Source organism: Bradyrhizobium sp. MOS001 (assembly GCF_004634465.1).
In the GTDB taxonomy this organism is placed as follows: Bacteria; Pseudomonadota; Alphaproteobacteria; order Rhizobiales; family Xanthobacteraceae; genus Bradyrhizobium; species Bradyrhizobium barranii.
In genome coordinates this window covers 406749-423832 of the sequence record NZ_SPVJ01000003.1, presented here as the reverse complement: position 1 = coordinate 423832, position 17084 = coordinate 406749, and the positions used below count along the sequence as shown (strand labels likewise).

The 17084-nt window shown below is 61.6% G+C and carries 13 protein-coding genes; 6 read left to right on the top strand and 7 right to left on the bottom strand.

All coding sequences use genetic code 11. The features are described from left to right. The first annotated feature begins 35 nt into the window (after positions 1-35). Together CT676_RS07595 and CT676_RS07590 are read left to right on the top strand one after the other, a co-directional pair. Positions 36-1772: an ATP-binding cassette domain-containing protein gene (locus CT676_RS07595; RefSeq protein WP_135214255.1), complete on the top strand. Its 1737-nt coding sequence runs from the start codon at positions 36-38 to the stop codon at positions 1770-1772. 116 nt (positions 1773-1888) lie between these two features. After that, positions 1889-3241: an HlyD family type I secretion periplasmic adaptor subunit gene (locus CT676_RS07590; protein ID WP_244623097.1), complete on the top strand. Its 1353-nt coding sequence runs from the start codon at positions 1889-1891 to the stop codon at positions 3239-3241. A gap of 56 nt (positions 3242-3297) precedes the next feature. Here the strand turns inward: CT676_RS07590 and CT676_RS07585 are convergent, their stop codons facing one another. The 4 genes from CT676_RS07585 to CT676_RS07565 form a co-directional block, all read right to left on the bottom strand. After that, on the bottom strand, positions 3298-4080 hold the full coding sequence (locus CT676_RS07585) for a response regulator transcription factor (protein WP_135214253.1): 783 nt from the start codon (positions 4078-4080) through the stop codon (positions 3298-3300). Positions 4081-4292: 212 nt separating this feature from the next. Continuing rightward, positions 4293-4877 carry a hypothetical protein gene (locus CT676_RS45150; protein WP_244623096.1) on the bottom strand — a complete coding sequence of 195 codons (585 nt, stop codon included), beginning with the start codon at positions 4875-4877 and terminating at the stop codon, positions 4293-4295. Between the two features lie 297 nt (positions 4878-5174). Continuing rightward, positions 5175-5735: a hypothetical protein gene (locus tag CT676_RS07570; RefSeq protein ID WP_135214251.1), complete on the bottom strand. Its 561-nt coding sequence runs from the start codon at positions 5733-5735 to the stop codon at positions 5175-5177. Positions 5736-6165: 430 nt separating this feature from the next. Next, a complete protein-coding gene (locus tag CT676_RS07565; RefSeq protein WP_135214250.1) occupies positions 6166-7959 on the bottom strand; it encodes a caspase family protein in 1794 nt (597 codons plus the stop codon). Between the two features lie 211 nt (positions 7960-8170). Here CT676_RS07565 and CT676_RS07560 point away from each other — a divergent pair, with 211 nt between their 5' ends. The 3 genes from CT676_RS07560 (at position 8171) to CT676_RS07550 (ending at position 12328) form a co-directional block, all read left to right on the top strand. Continuing rightward, positions 8171-8941 carry an isoprenylcysteine carboxylmethyltransferase family protein gene (locus CT676_RS07560; protein ID WP_063981829.1) on the top strand — a complete coding sequence of 257 codons (771 nt, stop codon included), beginning with the start codon at positions 8171-8173 and terminating at the stop codon, positions 8939-8941. A 382-nt stretch (positions 8942-9323) separates the two neighbouring features. Further along, complete coding sequence (locus CT676_RS07555) at positions 9324-11201, top strand: caspase family protein (RefSeq protein WP_244623095.1); 1878 nt, start codon at positions 9324-9326, stop codon at positions 11199-11201. A 140-nt stretch (positions 11202-11341) separates the two neighbouring features. Continuing rightward, the gene (locus CT676_RS07550) at positions 11342-12328 is read left to right on the top strand and encodes a hypothetical protein (RefSeq protein WP_135214248.1); all 987 of its coding nucleotides are present in this window, start codon (positions 11342-11344) and stop codon (positions 12326-12328) included. A gap of 17 nt (positions 12329-12345) precedes the next feature. Here CT676_RS07550 and CT676_RS07545 read toward each other — a convergent pair whose 3' ends face one another. From CT676_RS07545 to CT676_RS07535, 3 genes are read right to left on the bottom strand one after another with little or no spacing between them, the layout of a single operon-like run. Continuing rightward, positions 12346-12993 (bottom strand): DUF4384 domain-containing protein, encoded by a 648-nt coding sequence (locus CT676_RS07545; RefSeq protein WP_135214247.1) that lies wholly within the window; start codon positions 12991-12993, stop codon positions 12346-12348. A gap of 18 nt (positions 12994-13011) precedes the next feature. Continuing rightward, the gene (locus CT676_RS07540) at positions 13012-14790 is read right to left on the bottom strand and encodes a caspase family protein (RefSeq protein WP_167767974.1); all 1779 of its coding nucleotides are present in this window, start codon (positions 14788-14790) and stop codon (positions 13012-13014) included. Between the two features lie 57 nt (positions 14791-14847). Next, positions 14848-16572 carry a hypothetical protein gene (locus CT676_RS07535; protein ID WP_135214245.1) on the bottom strand — a complete coding sequence of 575 codons (1725 nt, stop codon included), beginning with the start codon at positions 16570-16572 and terminating at the stop codon, positions 14848-14850. Positions 16573-16729: 157 nt separating this feature from the next. Here CT676_RS07535 and CT676_RS07530 point away from each other — a divergent pair, with 157 nt between their 5' ends. Next, the gene (locus tag CT676_RS07530) at positions 16730-17011 is read left to right on the top strand and encodes a hypothetical protein (RefSeq protein ID WP_028156828.1); all 282 of its coding nucleotides are present in this window, start codon (positions 16730-16732) and stop codon (positions 17009-17011) included. Positions 17012-17084 lie beyond the last annotated feature (73 nt).

The following is a 17084-nucleotide window of genomic DNA, read 5'->3' as shown; positions in this document are numbered from 1 at the left end:
AGTGCGCCGGACCTCGATTTCAGGCGGTGACGATCATGCTGATGCCGCCCATTCGGTTGCCTATCCTGCCGCAGATCAGGACGCCACTGCACGCGGCCCTCCGGTCCTGCGCGGGACCGCTCGGTCTCGTATTCGCGTATAGCTGCAGCTACAACCTGCTCCTGTTTGCGCCCTCGATCTATCTTCTTCAGATCTACGACCGGGTGTTGTCGAGCCGGAGTGGCGACACCTTGCTCCTGCTCACGCTCATTGTCGCGATCACAGTGGTCGTCGGCGGCGTGTTCGATGCGTTGCGGCGCGCCGTCCTGGGACGCCTTGGCGCCTGGCTCGACGATCGCCTTCGTCCTTGCGTGCTTTCGGCCGGCCTCGAATCGGCGCTTCGCAGCGATTGGACGCAAGCGTCGGGCGCATATCGGGATCTCACCGTGCTGCGCCAGTTCGTCGAGTCCGGCGCATGTCCGATGCTGTTCGACGCGCTCTGGGCGCCCTTGTTCCTCCTTGTGCTCTTTCTGATCCATCCCCTGCTTGGCGTGGTGGGCGCCTGTTGCGTCGCCTTCCTGTTCGCGCTCACAGTTGCCGGTGAGCTGGTCACGGAAGACGTTCTGCTCAGATCCGGCGCCGCGCTGTCCAGAAGCTGCGGCCGCCTCCAGACTGCAGCGAGCAACATCCACATGATCCGCGCCATGGGAATGTTCGATAGCGCTGCGCGCATGATCCACCGTGACGCGCAGCACGCCCGCAGAGAGCACGATGTGGCACTCCGGCGAGGCGAGATCGTCTCGCTGGCCACCAAGCCGGTTCGCGCGCTGTCGCAGGTCTTGATCATGGGGGCTGCCGCATGGCTCGTCCTCGATCACGGGAAGAGTCCGGCCATCATCTTTGCTGCCACGCTGATGTTCGGCCGTGCGCTCGCGCCGGTCGAAAGTGCGGTCGCAGGCTGGAAATCACTCGTGACGGCCGTGAGCGCCTGTCAGCGGCTCGGCGCGCTTCTCGCCGCATTCCCCGTCACCCGGCAGCAGAACGCGGAGGTTTCTCCGCCGCAGGCGCGAAGCGGCCTCGTCGTCGACAATGTTGACGTGAGGCTTGCGGGGACCAACCGTCTTCTGCTGAACGGTGTCTCGCTCAGCCTCATGCCCGGAGAATGCCTTGGCATCATCGGTCCGTCCGGGTCAGGCAAGTCCTTGCTCGGCCAGGTGATCGCCGGGCTGTCGATGCCAACGCATGGCCGTATCCTCCTCGACAATACTGACGTCTCGCTGCTTCGCGAGGGCCGAAGCGGCGACCGCCTCGGATATCTCCCCCAGGACATCAACCTGCTCGGCGACACGATCAACGACATCATCGCACGCCTTGAAGATGCCGACCGACGGAAAGTCATCGAAGCGGCCAAGCTCGTCGGTATCCATGGGGCGATCATGGGCCTGCCGCTGGGGTACGACACGGTGGTTCAGAGCGAAGCAACCTTCTCGCGCGGGTATCGGCAGCGCCTCGGTCTCGCCCGCGCCTTTTTCGGCAGTCCACGCCTCGTCGTTCTCGACGAACCCAACGCCAGCCTCGACTACGGGGGCGAGCGAATGCTCCTGGATGCCATCGAGCACATGAAGCTCGCAGGCGTCATCCTTGTCGTCGTCACTCACCGGATGGGTCTCCTCGCCGCCACGGACAAGATTGCCATCATGGAGGGCGGCGCGGTCGCCGCGTTCGGCGACAGCGAGGACATCTTTGAACGGCACCTGAGCCGCCCCCAGGTTACTTCGCAGATTGCGCCATGATCTGGAACTCTCTCACCATATGGACGCATCCCGCCGTATCGAGACTTCCCATGATCTGGGACCAGCTCATGCGAGCGCCGGCGAGCCCCCTGCCCGCCCGGCGATCTGGCGTCGTGGTGACCGCAATCGACGATTTCGAGCCTCTGGAATTTCCATGGTGTTCGACGCCCACGCCGACCTCTCCGCGCGGAAGGCTTCGCGGTATCACCGTCGCGGGCAATCTGCTGGTGCTCTGCTTCATGCTAGGGCTTGGGACATGGGCGAGCCTCGCGCCTCTCGAGAGCGCCGCGATCGCCTCCGGCGTCGTGGAATCGGAATCGAGCCGCAAGACGATTCAGCATCTGGAAGGCGGCATCATCAGGAAGATCCTGGTTTCGGATGGCGATATCGTGCGCAGCGGCCAAACGCTGATCGAGCTGGACGACACCCGGGCCGGCTCGGAGATGCAAAGCCTCCAAGGCCAATTCTGGGATGCCGCTGCTCGTGCCGCACGGCTTCAAGCCGAGCAGCAGAGATTCGAGAGGATCGCAATCCCGGACGCGCTGGAACAGGACAGCAGGCAGAGCGAGGTGGCGGCCGCCGCGGTGTCGGCGCAGCAATTCATTTTTCAGGCACGCCTCCAGGTTCACGAGTCGCAGCTTGCGGTCATTCGCGAACGAAGGCGTCAAGTCGAGAAGGAGATCGAAGGTCTCAAGGCTCAGGAAACCGCCACCGGGCAACGGGTCGACATCGTTCGGGAGGAACTGGATATGGTCGCGACCCTCGTCAACAAGGGACTCGAACGGCGGCCGCGGCTGCTGAACCTGCAGCGGGAGCTGGCCGACGTTGAGGGCCGCCGCGGCGAGATCGCCGCGCAGATTGCCCGCGCCGGGCAGGTCATCAGCGAACAGCAGGCCACCTTGTTCAAGCTCGAGAGCGAGAGGCAGAACGAGATCGCACAGTCGCTTCGTGAAGCACAGAACCAGATATTCCAGCTCCGCGAGCGGTTGCTTGCGGCCAGGGATCAGCTATCGCGAACGGAGATCAAGGCGCCCGAGGACGGCGTGATAACCGATCTGCGGGTTCATACGGCCGGCGGCGTCATCGGAGCGGGCGCTCCGCTCATGGACCTGGTGCCCCGGCAAGACCGTCTCGTCGTGACCGCGCGCCTGAGGCCCGAGGACATCGATGTGGTTCATCCCGGCCTCAATGCCGAGGTTCAACTCGTACCGTACAATCAGCGTCGCGTGCCTCGCCTGAAGGGAACCGTCGTGCACGTATCCGCAGACCGGCTGCTCGACAAGCGTACCGACCAGCCATACTACGCGACCAGGATCCGGATCGACGACGGACAGATCGTCGCGAACGACATCCAGATCGTCCCCGGCATGCCGGTTCAGGTGTTCATCACGACGGGGCGCGGCACCGTGGCTCTCTACGCGCTCAGGCCCCTGCTCGACAGCTTCCGTGGTGCATTCAGAGAGGACTGAAGCGCGATGAGATTCGGGTGAATCGTCATCGCGCCTTTCCGGGTCCGGATCATGCATTAGGTCTCCGGCATGAGAGCCACGCCGGGGACGTGATCGCGACTCGGCGCGGGCAACCGGCCGCGCCAGCGGAGCACGGCCTCCGTGCGATTGTGAGCGGCACATTTCCTCATGATATGCTGAATGTGCATTTTGACCGTGCTTTCCGACAGGCCCAATTTGGCGGCGATCAGCTTGTTGGGCAGGCCGAGCTCCAGTTCCGCCAGAACCTGTAGCTCACGAGGCGTGAGATCGGTCACACTCCTGTCGATAGCCACTCTGGCTCCCTCGTTCATCAGATATGCGGGCGCGAGCCCGCGCGCATCCGGCGGCTCGAAATCCGGTATCCTGTTCATCCCGGCCACGGGCAACGGCCTGTAGGCGCCGCCGACAAGAACAAGGCGCAGGCCGGCTATGGCGATCTCGATCGGTAGCGAGGTGGAAAGAAAGCCGCGCACGCCCCGCTGCATCGCGGCCTGCACGGTCGGCTCGTCCTCGTGGTTTGACAGGACCACAGTGGCGGCGTTGGGACAACACTCCGCAACGAAGGCGAGATCGTCCTCAACCGAGGGATCGCCGATGGGCTTGTCCGCGATACTCAGCAGCACCAGACGAACATCGCGGGCTGACGTGCAGTCCAGGCCTTGGACCGATGCCATGTCAAGGATCTCAAGTTCGTCCAGCTCCCGCCTGAGGACGTGCAGAATGCATGTACGAGGCAACAGGAGCGGCTCGATGATCACCAGAACCGGCAAATGAAGGGATTCATTAAGCCGTTTTGAAGTGTTGGTTATGTCGTGCATGATGTCCTCGAGATGAAAAGAACCTCCGCGATATTCCCATTCCGTATTGCGTCTCCCCTGCTGCTGCATTCATCCTGAATGCATCATCACGAGAGCGGCGCAGTGCCGCGTTAGTGCCGTATCCACTGCGGGATCACTCGACACCTGGGGGGAAATTCTTTCCGCTCAAATCATCTGGGCGTGTACCGCGCGGTGGTGCAGTCGACGCATCCCTAATTGCAGATATTTCGATACGCCGTTGATGCCGCCGACCCTGACTTGCCGTCGACGACATATGCTTCATCCTCCTTCACGAGATACAGGAACGGCCTCTCGCCAGTCTCGCCGCCTGACGCGCTTCTTCCTTTCACGCGGCCGCAAATCGTATCCACGGGGCGTCCAAACATGTTCTTTCGCATTGCGCGCTTCACGTCGCTGAGTTCGACCGTTTCCGGCCCCCTCATCTGCGTCGCGATCGCAACCTTCGCCTTGTCCAGAGCAGGGTCCGGCATTTCCGCGGGCCGTTCGGATGCCGGGACGCTGATGCTCGTCCGCGGGGACGCCGCTTTGGCAAGGTCGGTCGATCCGCGTTTCTTCGGAGATTTCGGAGATGATGTCTTGCCGGGCCTTGCCAGCGTTGCGGAACTCGATCTGACAGCCGCAGGCTCTTGCGCCAACGCCGTCGGCATTGGCGGCGCGGGTTGGGCGACAGCGAAACAGGGTCGTGACGCGCATCCGAGGAAATACCCTCGGGAAGGCGCAAACCAGCCAAAGCCGATCAGGACTCCCGCCAGCACTCCGACAAAAAGCAGTCCCATCCGATTCCCCTCCTCCGGGAGCTCGGCTCGCACTCGTAACTAGGACTAATTCCGCGCTGGTGATCTATCTGTTGCGCAAAAGCATTAAGCGCCCATTAAGCGCGCGCCGTTGTCCGGCCCATGCCTGGATGGGCGGATTAGATCGGGCTCCAGACCCGTGCCGAAATGACCGCGCCGATTGCCACAATGTAGTCGTTTTTCTGAATTCGGCGGAGATCGCCACGCGAGGAGGACGTTCCCCCGCTTCGGACACGCGATCTGCAGGACGACGGCGACTTCGGCGGTCGGCCCGACGACTTATCCGCCAAATCGCTTGATCAGCTTTGAGCCCTTGGCTGCATCGATCTGCTGGCCAGTCAAGTCGGAGCCGGCGCTCAATCCTTTCGTCATGAGGTTCTTGACGCGTTGCGCCGCCTGCTTCTCATTGGAATAGTCGATCTCGACATGATCGAGGCTCATCAGATGGCCAAGCTCGTGAGCCCAGGCGCGTCCATTGGCGTGGTCATTGCCATACCACTGGACGAAGCTTGCCGGCTCGGGTTCGCTATTGGGGTATGAACTTCCGCCGGCGGATAGATTTTCAATCGAATTGACGAGGTAGATGTGGATGGCATTGTCCGGATCGTGCCGAGAGGCAAGAACACCCAGCAATCGCTGATCATTGCTGCGCGCGCTCTTTGCCATGTCGAGCGGCTTCTCCATCAAGCAATCGCTGATCACGAACGCGATCTTGGCCTTTGACCAGATCGTATTGACCACGTCGAGCGCCTTCTTGGCCGCGTCGCTGCTCCATTGCCCGGGCTCAACGACCCCCCTGTCGGCAAATGGCGTGATGTAAATCCTCAACGGAATGGGCATCAGCTTCTCCGAAGTCCGAAATTGCGATCGTATCTCCCTGCGCCGTCTTTCGAAGATGGTCACGGCCGGAAAGACGCTGTCCGGTCCTCAGCTACGGCGACAGCTGCCGGCCTGAGGGCAATCACATATGCGCACTTCGCGTTCCTATGCGCTTTCGCGGCAGCAATCGCGTGAGCGGTTTGTTTGACCCTTGTTAGCCACAACGGCGACTAACGAGCCACGTTTCGCCCGCCTCGTCGACTGAACGTGAATCGGGTCAGACGAGCATGTGCCCCTGGTGCGCGGGTCGGCCAATCCAGCTGGAAAATGTGTCGCGAAGACCCGGAAATCTCCGCAAGGAAAGACTGGGGCCGGGCTTACGTTCAGAATGGCCGATGCAGACTCGAACGGCATGCTTGAACACGGCGCTACACGATATCGGCTGAAATCTTCAGGGCAGGAAGAACATGAATGGCATTCCGCCGCCTTCCGGCTTGTTGCTTGCGCTGGCCTCGGGTCTTGCGGGTCTTGCAGGAGCAGCTTCCCTCTCCCTTCGTTCAAGTCTTGCGGACGGGGCCTGACGGACCTTGCGCTTCTCGCATTCATCGTCGCCATTCAGAAAGTAACCCGCAGCGCAGGCAATCTTGACACAACGATCGCCGTCGCGCTTGAGGCCGGATCCGCAAATCAAAGGACAAACCCGCGCCGGTTTGAGCTTGATCGCATCGAGCGCATCGGCGCTCGCGGTCTTGGTATCGAACTTGGTGCCGGCGCTTTGATTGAACAGCTCAAGCGAGCGCCGCGACGCCGCATCCCACTCCCCACTGGCCGATCCCGTGAGGCAACCGACCCGGCGCAATTCGGTTTGCACCGATTTTGCCAGCTCGGCTGGCGAAGGTGGCGGCACGGGAGCCTGTGGATTGGGGAGCGCTGCCACTTTTGTGTCAGTGTTTGCCTTCGCCTCTTGCGGCTGACCTGTTGCTGATGGTGCAGCGTTCTTCGCGGCAGGTGCCGTTTCAGCCGCGACACGCCTTTGTTCGGCTTGAGCAGCCTGATGCTGCGCGGTTTCCTTGGCGGCCTCGGCGGCGGCCCGCGCTTCCTGCGCTGCCTTCAGATCCGACGCAGCCTTGGCAAGTTGCATCTGTTGTGCGCCCTCGTTCACGAGCCGCGCCTGCTCCTGCTCGGCCTGACGCGCCTTTTCGGCCGCAGCAACGCGCTTCTCCTCCGCATCGATTTTGGCGAGCTGAAGCTTTGCGAGACTTGCGTAGTAACCATCCGGATACTGGACGATGAAGAAGTTCAGTGCATCCTTGTTGCCAACCTGCAGCGCGAGCTCGTAGTCGCGCCGTATTTCGGATCGCAGCGTTGGCGATGGGGCAGCTTCCTTCGCTGCCTCCCTGGCTGGTTCTCCGGCTGGTTCCCTGGTTGGCCCCTTGGCTGTTTCCTTGGCTGTTTCCTTGGCGGGCACCAGCGGCACGTCGTCGCCGCCAAGCGTGCCGTAAACATAGGGCTCCTGCCGATTGCCCGTCGCTTTCATGACGTCGTCGCGAACGAAGCCGAACACTCTGCGCAAATCCAGACCCGGAGTCCCGATATATTTGACCAATGCGGCAGCGTAGGGACTGTTCTTGCTGTTGCCGTCCGACGCTGTCGAGCCAGCCTTGGCGGCGAAGGCAACCAGAGTATTCGCCGTCGCCGGCTCAATTCGGGCAAGGCCCCGGCTGATGGACCGCGAGCCGACCGTCCGTTTCATCTTTTCGGAGAAAGGATTGTTGCGGCAAGCGTCGAGGATCACAAGCCGCAGCTGCCTTGCCGGTTCAATGGCCAGCATGACGCGATCGAGCGAAAACGCCTCATCGTACACATCCGTATCGCGCTCGAGGGTGGCGTCGACCGGGATCAGATAGTTCGTACCTTCGATCTCCATACCATGACCGGCGTAGTAGATGACGGCCACATCTGCGTCGCGAGCCTGATCGGCAAAATCGCGCAGCGTGCGCCGCATCTCGATCGCCTGAAGATCCTGGCGGGTTTGCACAACGTCAAAACCTGCGTTCTTTAGTGTCGCCTCGACAATCGCAGCGTCATTGACGGGATTCGAAAGTGGCGCCGCGTTTTTGTAGGCAGAATTGCCAATGACAAGTGCGACGCGATTCCCCGCCCATGCCGGCTGACAGAAGAAGAGCAGCAGCACAGGAAGAAGGAACAAGATTCGGCGCAAATTCACGAATCCGTGCAAACCCATGGCAGTACTACTGTTTAATTATGCGCTTTATCATTCGTGTCGCCACGACAGGTTCGGTTCAATGACAACTCGACGATCCGGAAGGTCCGCGGAATGTGGAACCGCATGGGACTGGCTGGTGTGGCCGCGCCCGGAGATGTGGCCAGCCAATTGACCTCTCCAGGGGCCTGGCGTCTAGTGAGGCAGATTTTGAGCGAGCGAGATCACTGCTGTGACTGACGCGAAGGTCGGCCAGGAGGGGACAGCCAGGAACCGGATCGCCGGCGGCGTCAATCCCTGGCTGGACTGGACCTCCAGGGTGGCCATCGTGATCGTCTATGGCGGGTCTGCTCTCATTGGCGCCGCCAGCATCCATCGCCTTCCGTTGGGCAGCGTGGACAACTTGCTGATGATCGCAGCCAGTATTGCCAACGTCCTGTTCCTCGGACTCGTTGCACTGACAACCATGACCCGGCTGGTCCCGACAATGAAGTCGAAGGGCGTTGAGATGCGGGTCTCGGCCCTGCTGGGCGCATTTCCGACCGTCGCACTCGCTTTCCTTCCGAAGGCAGAGCTCGGCCCGATCTGGTCGGCTCTGTCCACGACGTTGATCCTTGTGGGGATCTCGCTTTCTATCGTGGTACTCCGCTGGTTGGGCAAATCCTTCAGCATTCTACCGGAGGCGAGGCGCCTTGTGACGGAAGGGCCTTATCGAGTCGTCCGGCATCCCCTCTACCTATGTGAGGGGATTGCGTTGGTCGGTGTCACACTTCAGGTCCTTTCACCACTTGCCGTGCTCATCGCCATCGTGGTTGCGATGATTCAGTGCCGACGAATGATCAACGAAGAGCGGATTCTAAGACTGGCCTTCCCTGAATATGACGTCTATGCCGCGGCAACGCCTTTTCTGATCCCTGCAGGTCTGATCCCCGCGAGACTCGGGCGGCGAGCTCATCAGGCCGGACCGGAGCTCTCGACCAAGGCGATCGATCCGCACGCCTGACACCGCGCTTCACGTCTCCTCGATGTGCGGCTCAGCGGAACTCGAGTTTGAACCAAGCCGGAGGCCTTGTGCCGCGCTGCCACGAGCAGCCCCCAGAAAAATAACCGTTTTATATCAATATCTTATATTGTGATCGCGCCCTCAGCAGAGCACTGGCGGGCGCCTATCATCCACATGAATCGGCGGATAGCGCCCGGCGCAATATCTTCCATGCCTTTTGAACGCGTCCGCATTTCGCAACAACACATAGGAATGGATCGGGCTCGAGTTTGGTACTGTATGCAGATAGGCAGCCGCCAGTAGCGTACGAATTCAGGAGCTGTTTCTCACGCGGCCATCTTCGCGACGTCACCATTCTACGGGCATAGGTTGAGTGTTCGCCATGAGAGTGTACAAGCACCTTCGAATTTTGCTTCTTCTCGCCGCTTCGCTGTTCCTGGCCTCTCAGCCAGCCTGGGCGACAAAGCGCGTGGCTTTGGTGGTCGGCAATTCCAACTATCAAAACGCCCCTCTGCTCCCAAACCCGGCCAACGACGCTGCGGCTATCACCGCGACCTTGAAGGGAGCAGGTTTCGACGTGGTTGACTCAAGACTTAACCTCGCCGCGACCGATATGCGGCGGGCCTTGAGAGAATTCGCCGATCAGGCCCGCAATGCCGACATAGCTCTGGTGTACTACGCCGGCCACGGTATCGAGATCGACGGGACAAACTATCTGATCCCGACCGACGCCAGACTCGAACGAGACACGGACATCTACGACGAAGCATTCTCGCTCGACCGCGTCCTGCTGGCGATTGAGCCTGCGAGGCAACTACGCGTGGTGATCGTCGACGCGTGCCGCAACAATCCGTTTGCCGATTCGATGAAACGTACAGTTGCCTCGCGATCGATCAGCCGCGGGCTGGCCAGGGTCGAGCCCACCGTCTCCAACACGCTGATCGCGTTTGCCGCCAAAGCGGGACTAACCGCACTCGATGGCAACAGCCAGAATAGCCCGTACGCGACGGCCCTCGTGAAGTACATCGCAAAGCCGGGGCTCGACTTGCGAAGGGCTTTCGGCTTCGTCCGCGACGATGTCTTGCAAGCCACGGGCAACCGACAGGAACCCTATGTCTACGGCTCGCTCGGCGGCGAAGACGTTGCGCTTGTTCCGGCGACCAAGGCCGAGGAGCCGGTACAGGCAGCCAACCCCCAGTCGGAAATTCGACGTGATTACGAGTTGGCCTTGCAGCTCCGCAACAAGCCTGCTCTGAACGCGTTCCTGACCCAACATCCGGACGGATACTACTCAAATCTGGCCAAGCTGCAGCTCAATCAGCTCGACGCCGAGGACGCACGCGTCGCGGCCACGGCGAAAGCGCAGGAGGCCGAGCAGCAGCGAGCTCGCCTGATGTCCCAGGGCGCCCAGCGTGCCGACCAGGAGAAGGCGGCCGCGGATCTGAAGGCTGCGGAAGAGGCCCGGATTGCGGCCGAGAAGACGAAGCAAGCGGCGCAGGAGCAGGCCGCAGAGGCGGAACGGAAACGTATTGCATCCGAATCTACAATCGTCGCTGCACTCTCCGGGAATAAACCGGCTGTTGAGAGTACCGTCGCGGATAAGCCAGCGGCCGCTACGCCCGCTGAGGACAGCAAGACGCCCAAGCTTGCCGCGCTGAGCGACGAGCCGCGCCAGACCGATATCGCAAAGGCCGATCTCTCCAAGTCCGTAGATATCGCCAAGTCTGTACAAGGCGAATTGAGCCGCGTCGGCTGCTTCACCGGCGCCGTCAATGGCCAATGGAATGCGGCCTCACAGCGCTCGTTGGCTCTCTTCAACCAGCACGCGGGAACCAAATTCGACGCCAAGCTCGCAAGTCTCGACGCGCTTGACGCAATCAAGCTCAAGCCGTCCCGGGTCTGTCCCCTGATCTGTGATCATGGCTACAAGGCTGACGGTGACCTGTGCAGCAGGATCACCTGTGCCGAGGGTTCGTTCCTCAACGACGACAATGAATGCGAGAAGCGACCCGGGAAGAAACCGGTTGCAAAGCGCAACACGGACGAGCGTCCGTCACGTGCGGATCGTTCGGCACGCGAGAGGCCGGCGCCGGCAGCCGACGTTCCGCGGCGACAAGCAACTGCGAGGTCCGGCGGTGGCGGTGGTCAGGTCGTTTGCGATCAATCTCTGTGCCGTCAGGTTAGAAGCGGCTGCCACCTCGAATACCGTGGCGGCGGCGGCCCCGGGGGCAACGTGGGTAATGTCGAGTCCTGCAACTAGCAACGCGCAAGGCTGCCACGGCGTCATGGAAGGCCAGGAGGCCGCGCGGATCTTGGTGTCGAGAAGGTGTGACGGGCGGCAGAGCTTAACACTGGGTCATCCAGGTCCGTGCCTAGATTGGCCGAAGCGGAGCGACCTGCGTGGTTGCGTGTGAGCTTGAGCAAAAGGACGCCAACGCCTTTCCCGGGGTGACGCTCTTCACGAAGCGGCAGGCCCCCGGCATGAAGCCGACGGCGGTTTATCTTCCGCCAAAGCACCCAACAGCTGCCACCAAGTTCGATGTCGTGATCTGGCTTCACGGCTTCTATGTCAAAAACCATGAATTCCTCTTCCACAGCGATCCAGCGCGGCTGCGCGAACAGGTCCGGGATTCCGGCAAGGACGTAGTGCTTATCGCGCCGTTCCTGGGCTACGAGTATGCCGTTGGCGACACCTTTGCCGGAAACTACAGCGTGTCTGACCTGGCAACCGCGAACTGGGGCGAACGCTATCTCGAGGAGATCCTTGGAGCTCTTGCCAGGTTCCTGGGCCTCTCCTCGACGTCCATTCCTCAGCTCCAGATCGGCAAGCTCATCATCGCATGCCACTCCGGCGGCGGTAACGGCATGCGTAATCTCGTTGGGAGCCTTGGAAAGTATCAGGGCAAGCTGACGGCCTGTTGGGGATTTGACTGCCTCTACGGTGCCAATGCGCGGCCCGATGATGCGACCTTCTGGTACCAATGGCTGTCCGGACAGAGCGGCCGGGCGCTCGAGATCGTGTATGGTCCATCAACTCTGCCGCAATCGGTGAAGCTGGACCTGATCGGGCGTGGGCTGGCGACGACCGATGGCAATCAAACTCAGCCTCAGCGCCCTGCCCTCAAGAACCTCAGCGTAAGCTTGGGTCATCACGATCTATTCCCGGCATTTGGCCAGATGGTCAGGGTCAACGATCTTGACCCGGCTTTCGTGGATCGCTTCATGATACCGCAGGTCGCGGACCAGCCGCGGCATAAGCCCGCGCCGCAGCGCGGGGAATTCCTCCAGCACGCAATTTCCAACGTTCGCAGCGCTTTTCCCTTTCCAAAGGACATTCACTACATGATCGCCCGGGGTGGCTTCTTCAGCCGACTGAGCAAGCTATGACCCAAGCTTCACCGGACTCACTTGATGGAATAAGATTTGACGTCGAACGACCAATTGTTCGTCACCAGCTTTCCGCTGCTGTTGTCCGGCACGCGCAGCTCGCTGGTCCAGGCCGATAGATAGCTCAACGCGTCGGCCTGACCTTCCAGCTTGCGGGGCATGTCCGGCAAATCGAGCAATTGCACGCGTCGCTCGCTCAGGATGGCGATCATCACAGCGGACCCCGTCGGCGGTGCGACGACATATTCAAAACCACGCTGTCGCGCCGCCGGGGCAGGAACAACAAATTCGACACCCGGCTTGACGAGATTGATGTCGCGTTCGTTCGACTGCGCCAATAGCTCGGGGGTCGGAAAGATCTGGGACATCCGCCCTTCCGCGTCGACGTCGACCAAAATGAGATATCCGGTCTTCCTGGCCGTGACGCCGAACGAGACCTTGCCGCCGACGTTGACGGTCTGGCTCGGCAGGATCTGAAGGGACACACTCGCGGCATTGGTCTGCCCGCGCACCGCTTGTACAGGCCAAAGCCAACGTGCGTACGTCGTGCCGACATGCAACGACGCCGTCGGCAATGGTGCTGCGGACGCAGCTCCGCTACCCGCCAGCAGCAGCAGGAATGCGAGCCATGGTCGCGCCTGGCGGATCGGCTGCGATGACGGCATGGCCTGCTCCCCTAAGAGTCAGGGAGCACTGAAGAAGCCGATCGAGGCGATTCGCGCGTCTGCGGGCAAGTAACGCTCGAGACTCTTGATCACTTGCCCCGAGGCGCGACGCCGGTTGAACTGCATCAGGGCTGTCTCAAGATCTACCATGCGTTGCTGCGAGGTCACCGCAACGATCTGTTCCGCACCGAACGGCTCGCCGACCCTGAGCGGTAGGCGCAAACTCGCCGATCGGGCCAGCGCCGCATCAGAACCCACCGGATACAACAATTGGATGGTGCCATCGCCAGACACATTGAACAGCAGCACCGCCCTTGACGCCACATCGGACAGGTCAACTTCGACGGTCTGGCCAGCACGCTGTTGGCGATCGTCTGGCCAGATGCGCATGATCTGCGGCGACCGGGTCGCAATGCGTTTCAGTTCACGAATTGCCGCTGTCCGGTCGACTACCGTCGGCAGGTCTGCAACGTCGATCCCGTAGGCGACCACGTCGCCCCACGCGATCACGTCGTGCGACACGGGATCCCAGATCAGGTCGGGATTGTCCGTCGGTTGGACCGCCTGCACGGGAACATCCTTTGGCTTCACGCTCGCAAAATAGCTCGTCTTGCCGTCGAGCGCCGCCAGCCGGATTGGTGCAGCGAGGCGGAGAGGCCCCGGCGCGTCGCCGGCCGGAAGTTCCTTGGTTGCCGCCGCGGCAAGCGTCGGAATGGTTGGTGCCTTGGCCGTGACAGACGGCGGCGCGGGCGCCTGTCCCTCGATGGCCCCGGATCCGGCCGGCCCAGAGGCCGCTCTCGCGGCCGGCCCCTGAATCAGCACGACACCGCGCGTCAATTCGAAGGCGACGTCGGTATCCGGCGTCTGAGGCGGCGATGATACGGTCACAATGTTCTGGCGCTGGTCCGAGAGCTGATAGACCACCTGTCGAACATTGCTGAAGAGCTCCTTGAGCGTCACCTTCCCATCGTGATTGATGTCTGCGCTCCCCTCCACCGCCCGCGCGACCGCATAGCTGAGAGCCCCGCGCAGGCCATCGATGCCAGGGATGCGGACTTCCGGTGCCTTGGTGTAGCGGTCCACCGCAGCCAGGAACGCCGTGTGGTCAAGATCGAGTTCTGACTTCGGATCGTTGCTGTCCGACACCGGCTTCAGTTCGTCGACCAGCAACGTGTAACGCGGAACCTGCCGGAAGCTCATCTCAGCGGCACGCGGATCGATATCGCGCACCATGCCGCCACCGTGGCAGGTATCAGCCACGAAGATCACCCTCGCCCCGCGCAGCTCGAACTGCCGGATGAAATGGTTGAACTCGCTGCCCAGAACACGTTCAACCGACCCGGTTGGCGTAGTTTCAAAGCCTGGCAGCAAGAACACGTTTTCCATTCCGTCCGGCTCCGAGCCCTTGACGCGCTCCGGTTCCTGGGTGCCATGACCGGCGATCGACAGAAAGATGAGGTCGTTGTTCTTGGTCCGCTCCACCAGTGCACTGATCTCGCGCAGGACGCTTGCCCTGTCGGCCTGGGCGTTCGTCAGTACGACGACGTCGCCAACCCCCATGCTTTTCAAGCTGGTCACGATGTCAGTGGCGTCAGCGACCGCGCCCTTCAATTTCCGCACGTGCTGATAGTCATCGATCCCGATCACGAGCGCGCGCACGGCCGCCCCGTCCGGATTGCTGATCGACAGTCCTCCTGCCGCATATGCGTGAGGGGTTATCAGCCCGATCAACGCAGCGAGCCCGATGGTGGCGCATAGCCGCCTGATCCCGCAATCAAATCCTCTGGGCATCCGCATCGTGATCCACCTCGACATCATGCCTACCCATTTTGTAGCTCTGGCGACACACCGGGTTCAGCGCCTTTTGCTTGCCGTTTTGCGGCCCGCCGGCGATTGTTCGGTCTCCTGATAGGCGCTCGCTGAAACTGCCGTCTGATCGTCCGCGAAGGCTCGAAAGCGGACCGGAACGTAGCCGCGCGAAAGCAAGCTCGCCAACGGGTAGACGTTGCGGCAGACGCGGCCGTTGCAGCCGCCGGTCGAGGATTCCATCACCTCGGCCTTGCGATCCGGCGTGAACCGCAGGAACAACATCACATGCGAGCCCGGCTTGTTCAGCGCATCGCCGGGCCTCAGGTCCCAGGGATTTGCCACGGGCGCTGCGATCGCGGGGATAGCGGCAGTCGTGTAGTGGACGGAGAGCCCCCACGCGGCGCTGACGAATGCCGAGCAGTCGACGCCAGCCACATCCGGCCGTGGTGCATTGCGAGTGCACACATTGCCAGCCAGCGTTCCGCTCTCGATCCGCTGCCGGAAGTTCGCGAGCGAACCGTGGCAGCCCCAGCAATAGGGTACACCGCGCACCTCCTGGTTCACCTTTCCCTGCAGATACCACGGCCGACGAACACGGCTGAAGCCGCTGCATTGGCTGTCAGGATCGTTGCCGTAATTCGCCTGCGTCAGCTTCCACTGGATGCCCTCGAACGCAAACGCTGTCTCGATCGCCTGCTGGCGATTGGACGGTCTCACGGCGGCCGACGCGTCAAATTTGACGCCGGATTGCGGTGCCGGCGCGGCTGCCGTTCGCGACGGCCGCACGTCGATAATCGAAGCGTTGGTCAGAGGCCTGAAGCCCACACCAACCACTTCAATACCGTCCGGCTTGGTCCGCAGGAAATAGACATCGCCATCGCCCGAAACCGTGACGAACCGCCGGGTCAGCGGCGTGTTTTCCAAAGGAAGCTCGTAGATTCCTTCGAGACGCCCGTTCGCGGCATAGCGTGCGACGAACGTGGAGGCATTCTTTCCCGACGGCGGAACGTCCTCCGCCAGCACATAGAAGCGGTCACTGTTGTCAATCTCGAGAAACTCTACCGTGCCGAGCTGGTTGCGCACCCGCAGGCCGAGCTGGCCGATCGTCTCGTTGGTGACCATGGTCTGGATTTCGACCCGTACGCTGGCATTGCCCTTGTCCGGAATGATATCGGCAATCACCGAGCCCTTGCTTCGAGTAGCAACATATTGCCGGTCGGGCTGCCGCGTCGTCTTGATGATGGCCGCGCGGGTGTTCTGGTCGAGCAGGTCGGTGGCGCTGCCTGGCGTCTGTGATCCCATCTGGGCAAAAGCCGAGACGGCGACCTGGTCGTCCGCGCCACGGCTCGAGACCTCTTCAAGCTGGATCACATCACCACCGAGGCCGCGCGTGGATTGCCCCGGCGCCGCCTTCAGCGTCCGTACGCCGCCGTCCCAAACCATGATGTCGTCGTTGTGGACGACGAGATCCGTCGGCTGGACGTCTTTCGGCATGTTGAGGACGTCAGGATCTGAGCTCGGCTGTTTCGGATCAAACTGGAGGATGCGACCGTTGATCTGATCGAGCACAAACAGGTTGCCCTGCCCGTCGGCGCTGAGTGCTTGCGGTCCCGCGAGTTCCACGTCCTCGCTGGCCGGGACGATGCCGACCATGGAAGCGGCCGAACCGCCGGCAAAGCTGCGTACGACAGTATCGTCGGCGTACGCCTTGGTTCCAAGAATGCCAGCGCCAACGATGAAGACCCAGATCCAATGACTTGGACGAAGCATGTTCGCCTCAATGTACCCCGAACCGATCGCCGCGTCGGATCGACTAATCCGAGATGCCGTTGATGCGGCGCGTCAATTAGTGGTGAGCAATCTCAATCACGTTCAATCTATCACTGGACGGTGATAGTCCGAATGTCTTCAGCTTGCGGTGCAAAACATGGCCCGGAATAGATTTGAGCAGGTGAGCGAAGTCCAGCCCGACGCGATCACGCTTGTCCTGAAACGCGACAATGACGGCATCTCCGGATCGATCGTGCTGCCGGCCGCCGCGAGCGGGGGACGGCTGACGACCGACCAGGTCAGCGCGCAGTTGCCGGCGCAGGATGCTTTTCGCGGCGCGATCCGGCTGGCAAACGACGTAAAGCTCGCGCTCGTAGTGTGCGATCCAGACGGGGTCTGGAAGTCTGAGTGGGGCGATCTTTATCAGCCGATCGATTGACCCGCACCGGATGGAACCAGCATATGCTGCGACGCCACATCGAGACGAGCTTGCCGAACGGACCCTCCCCCCG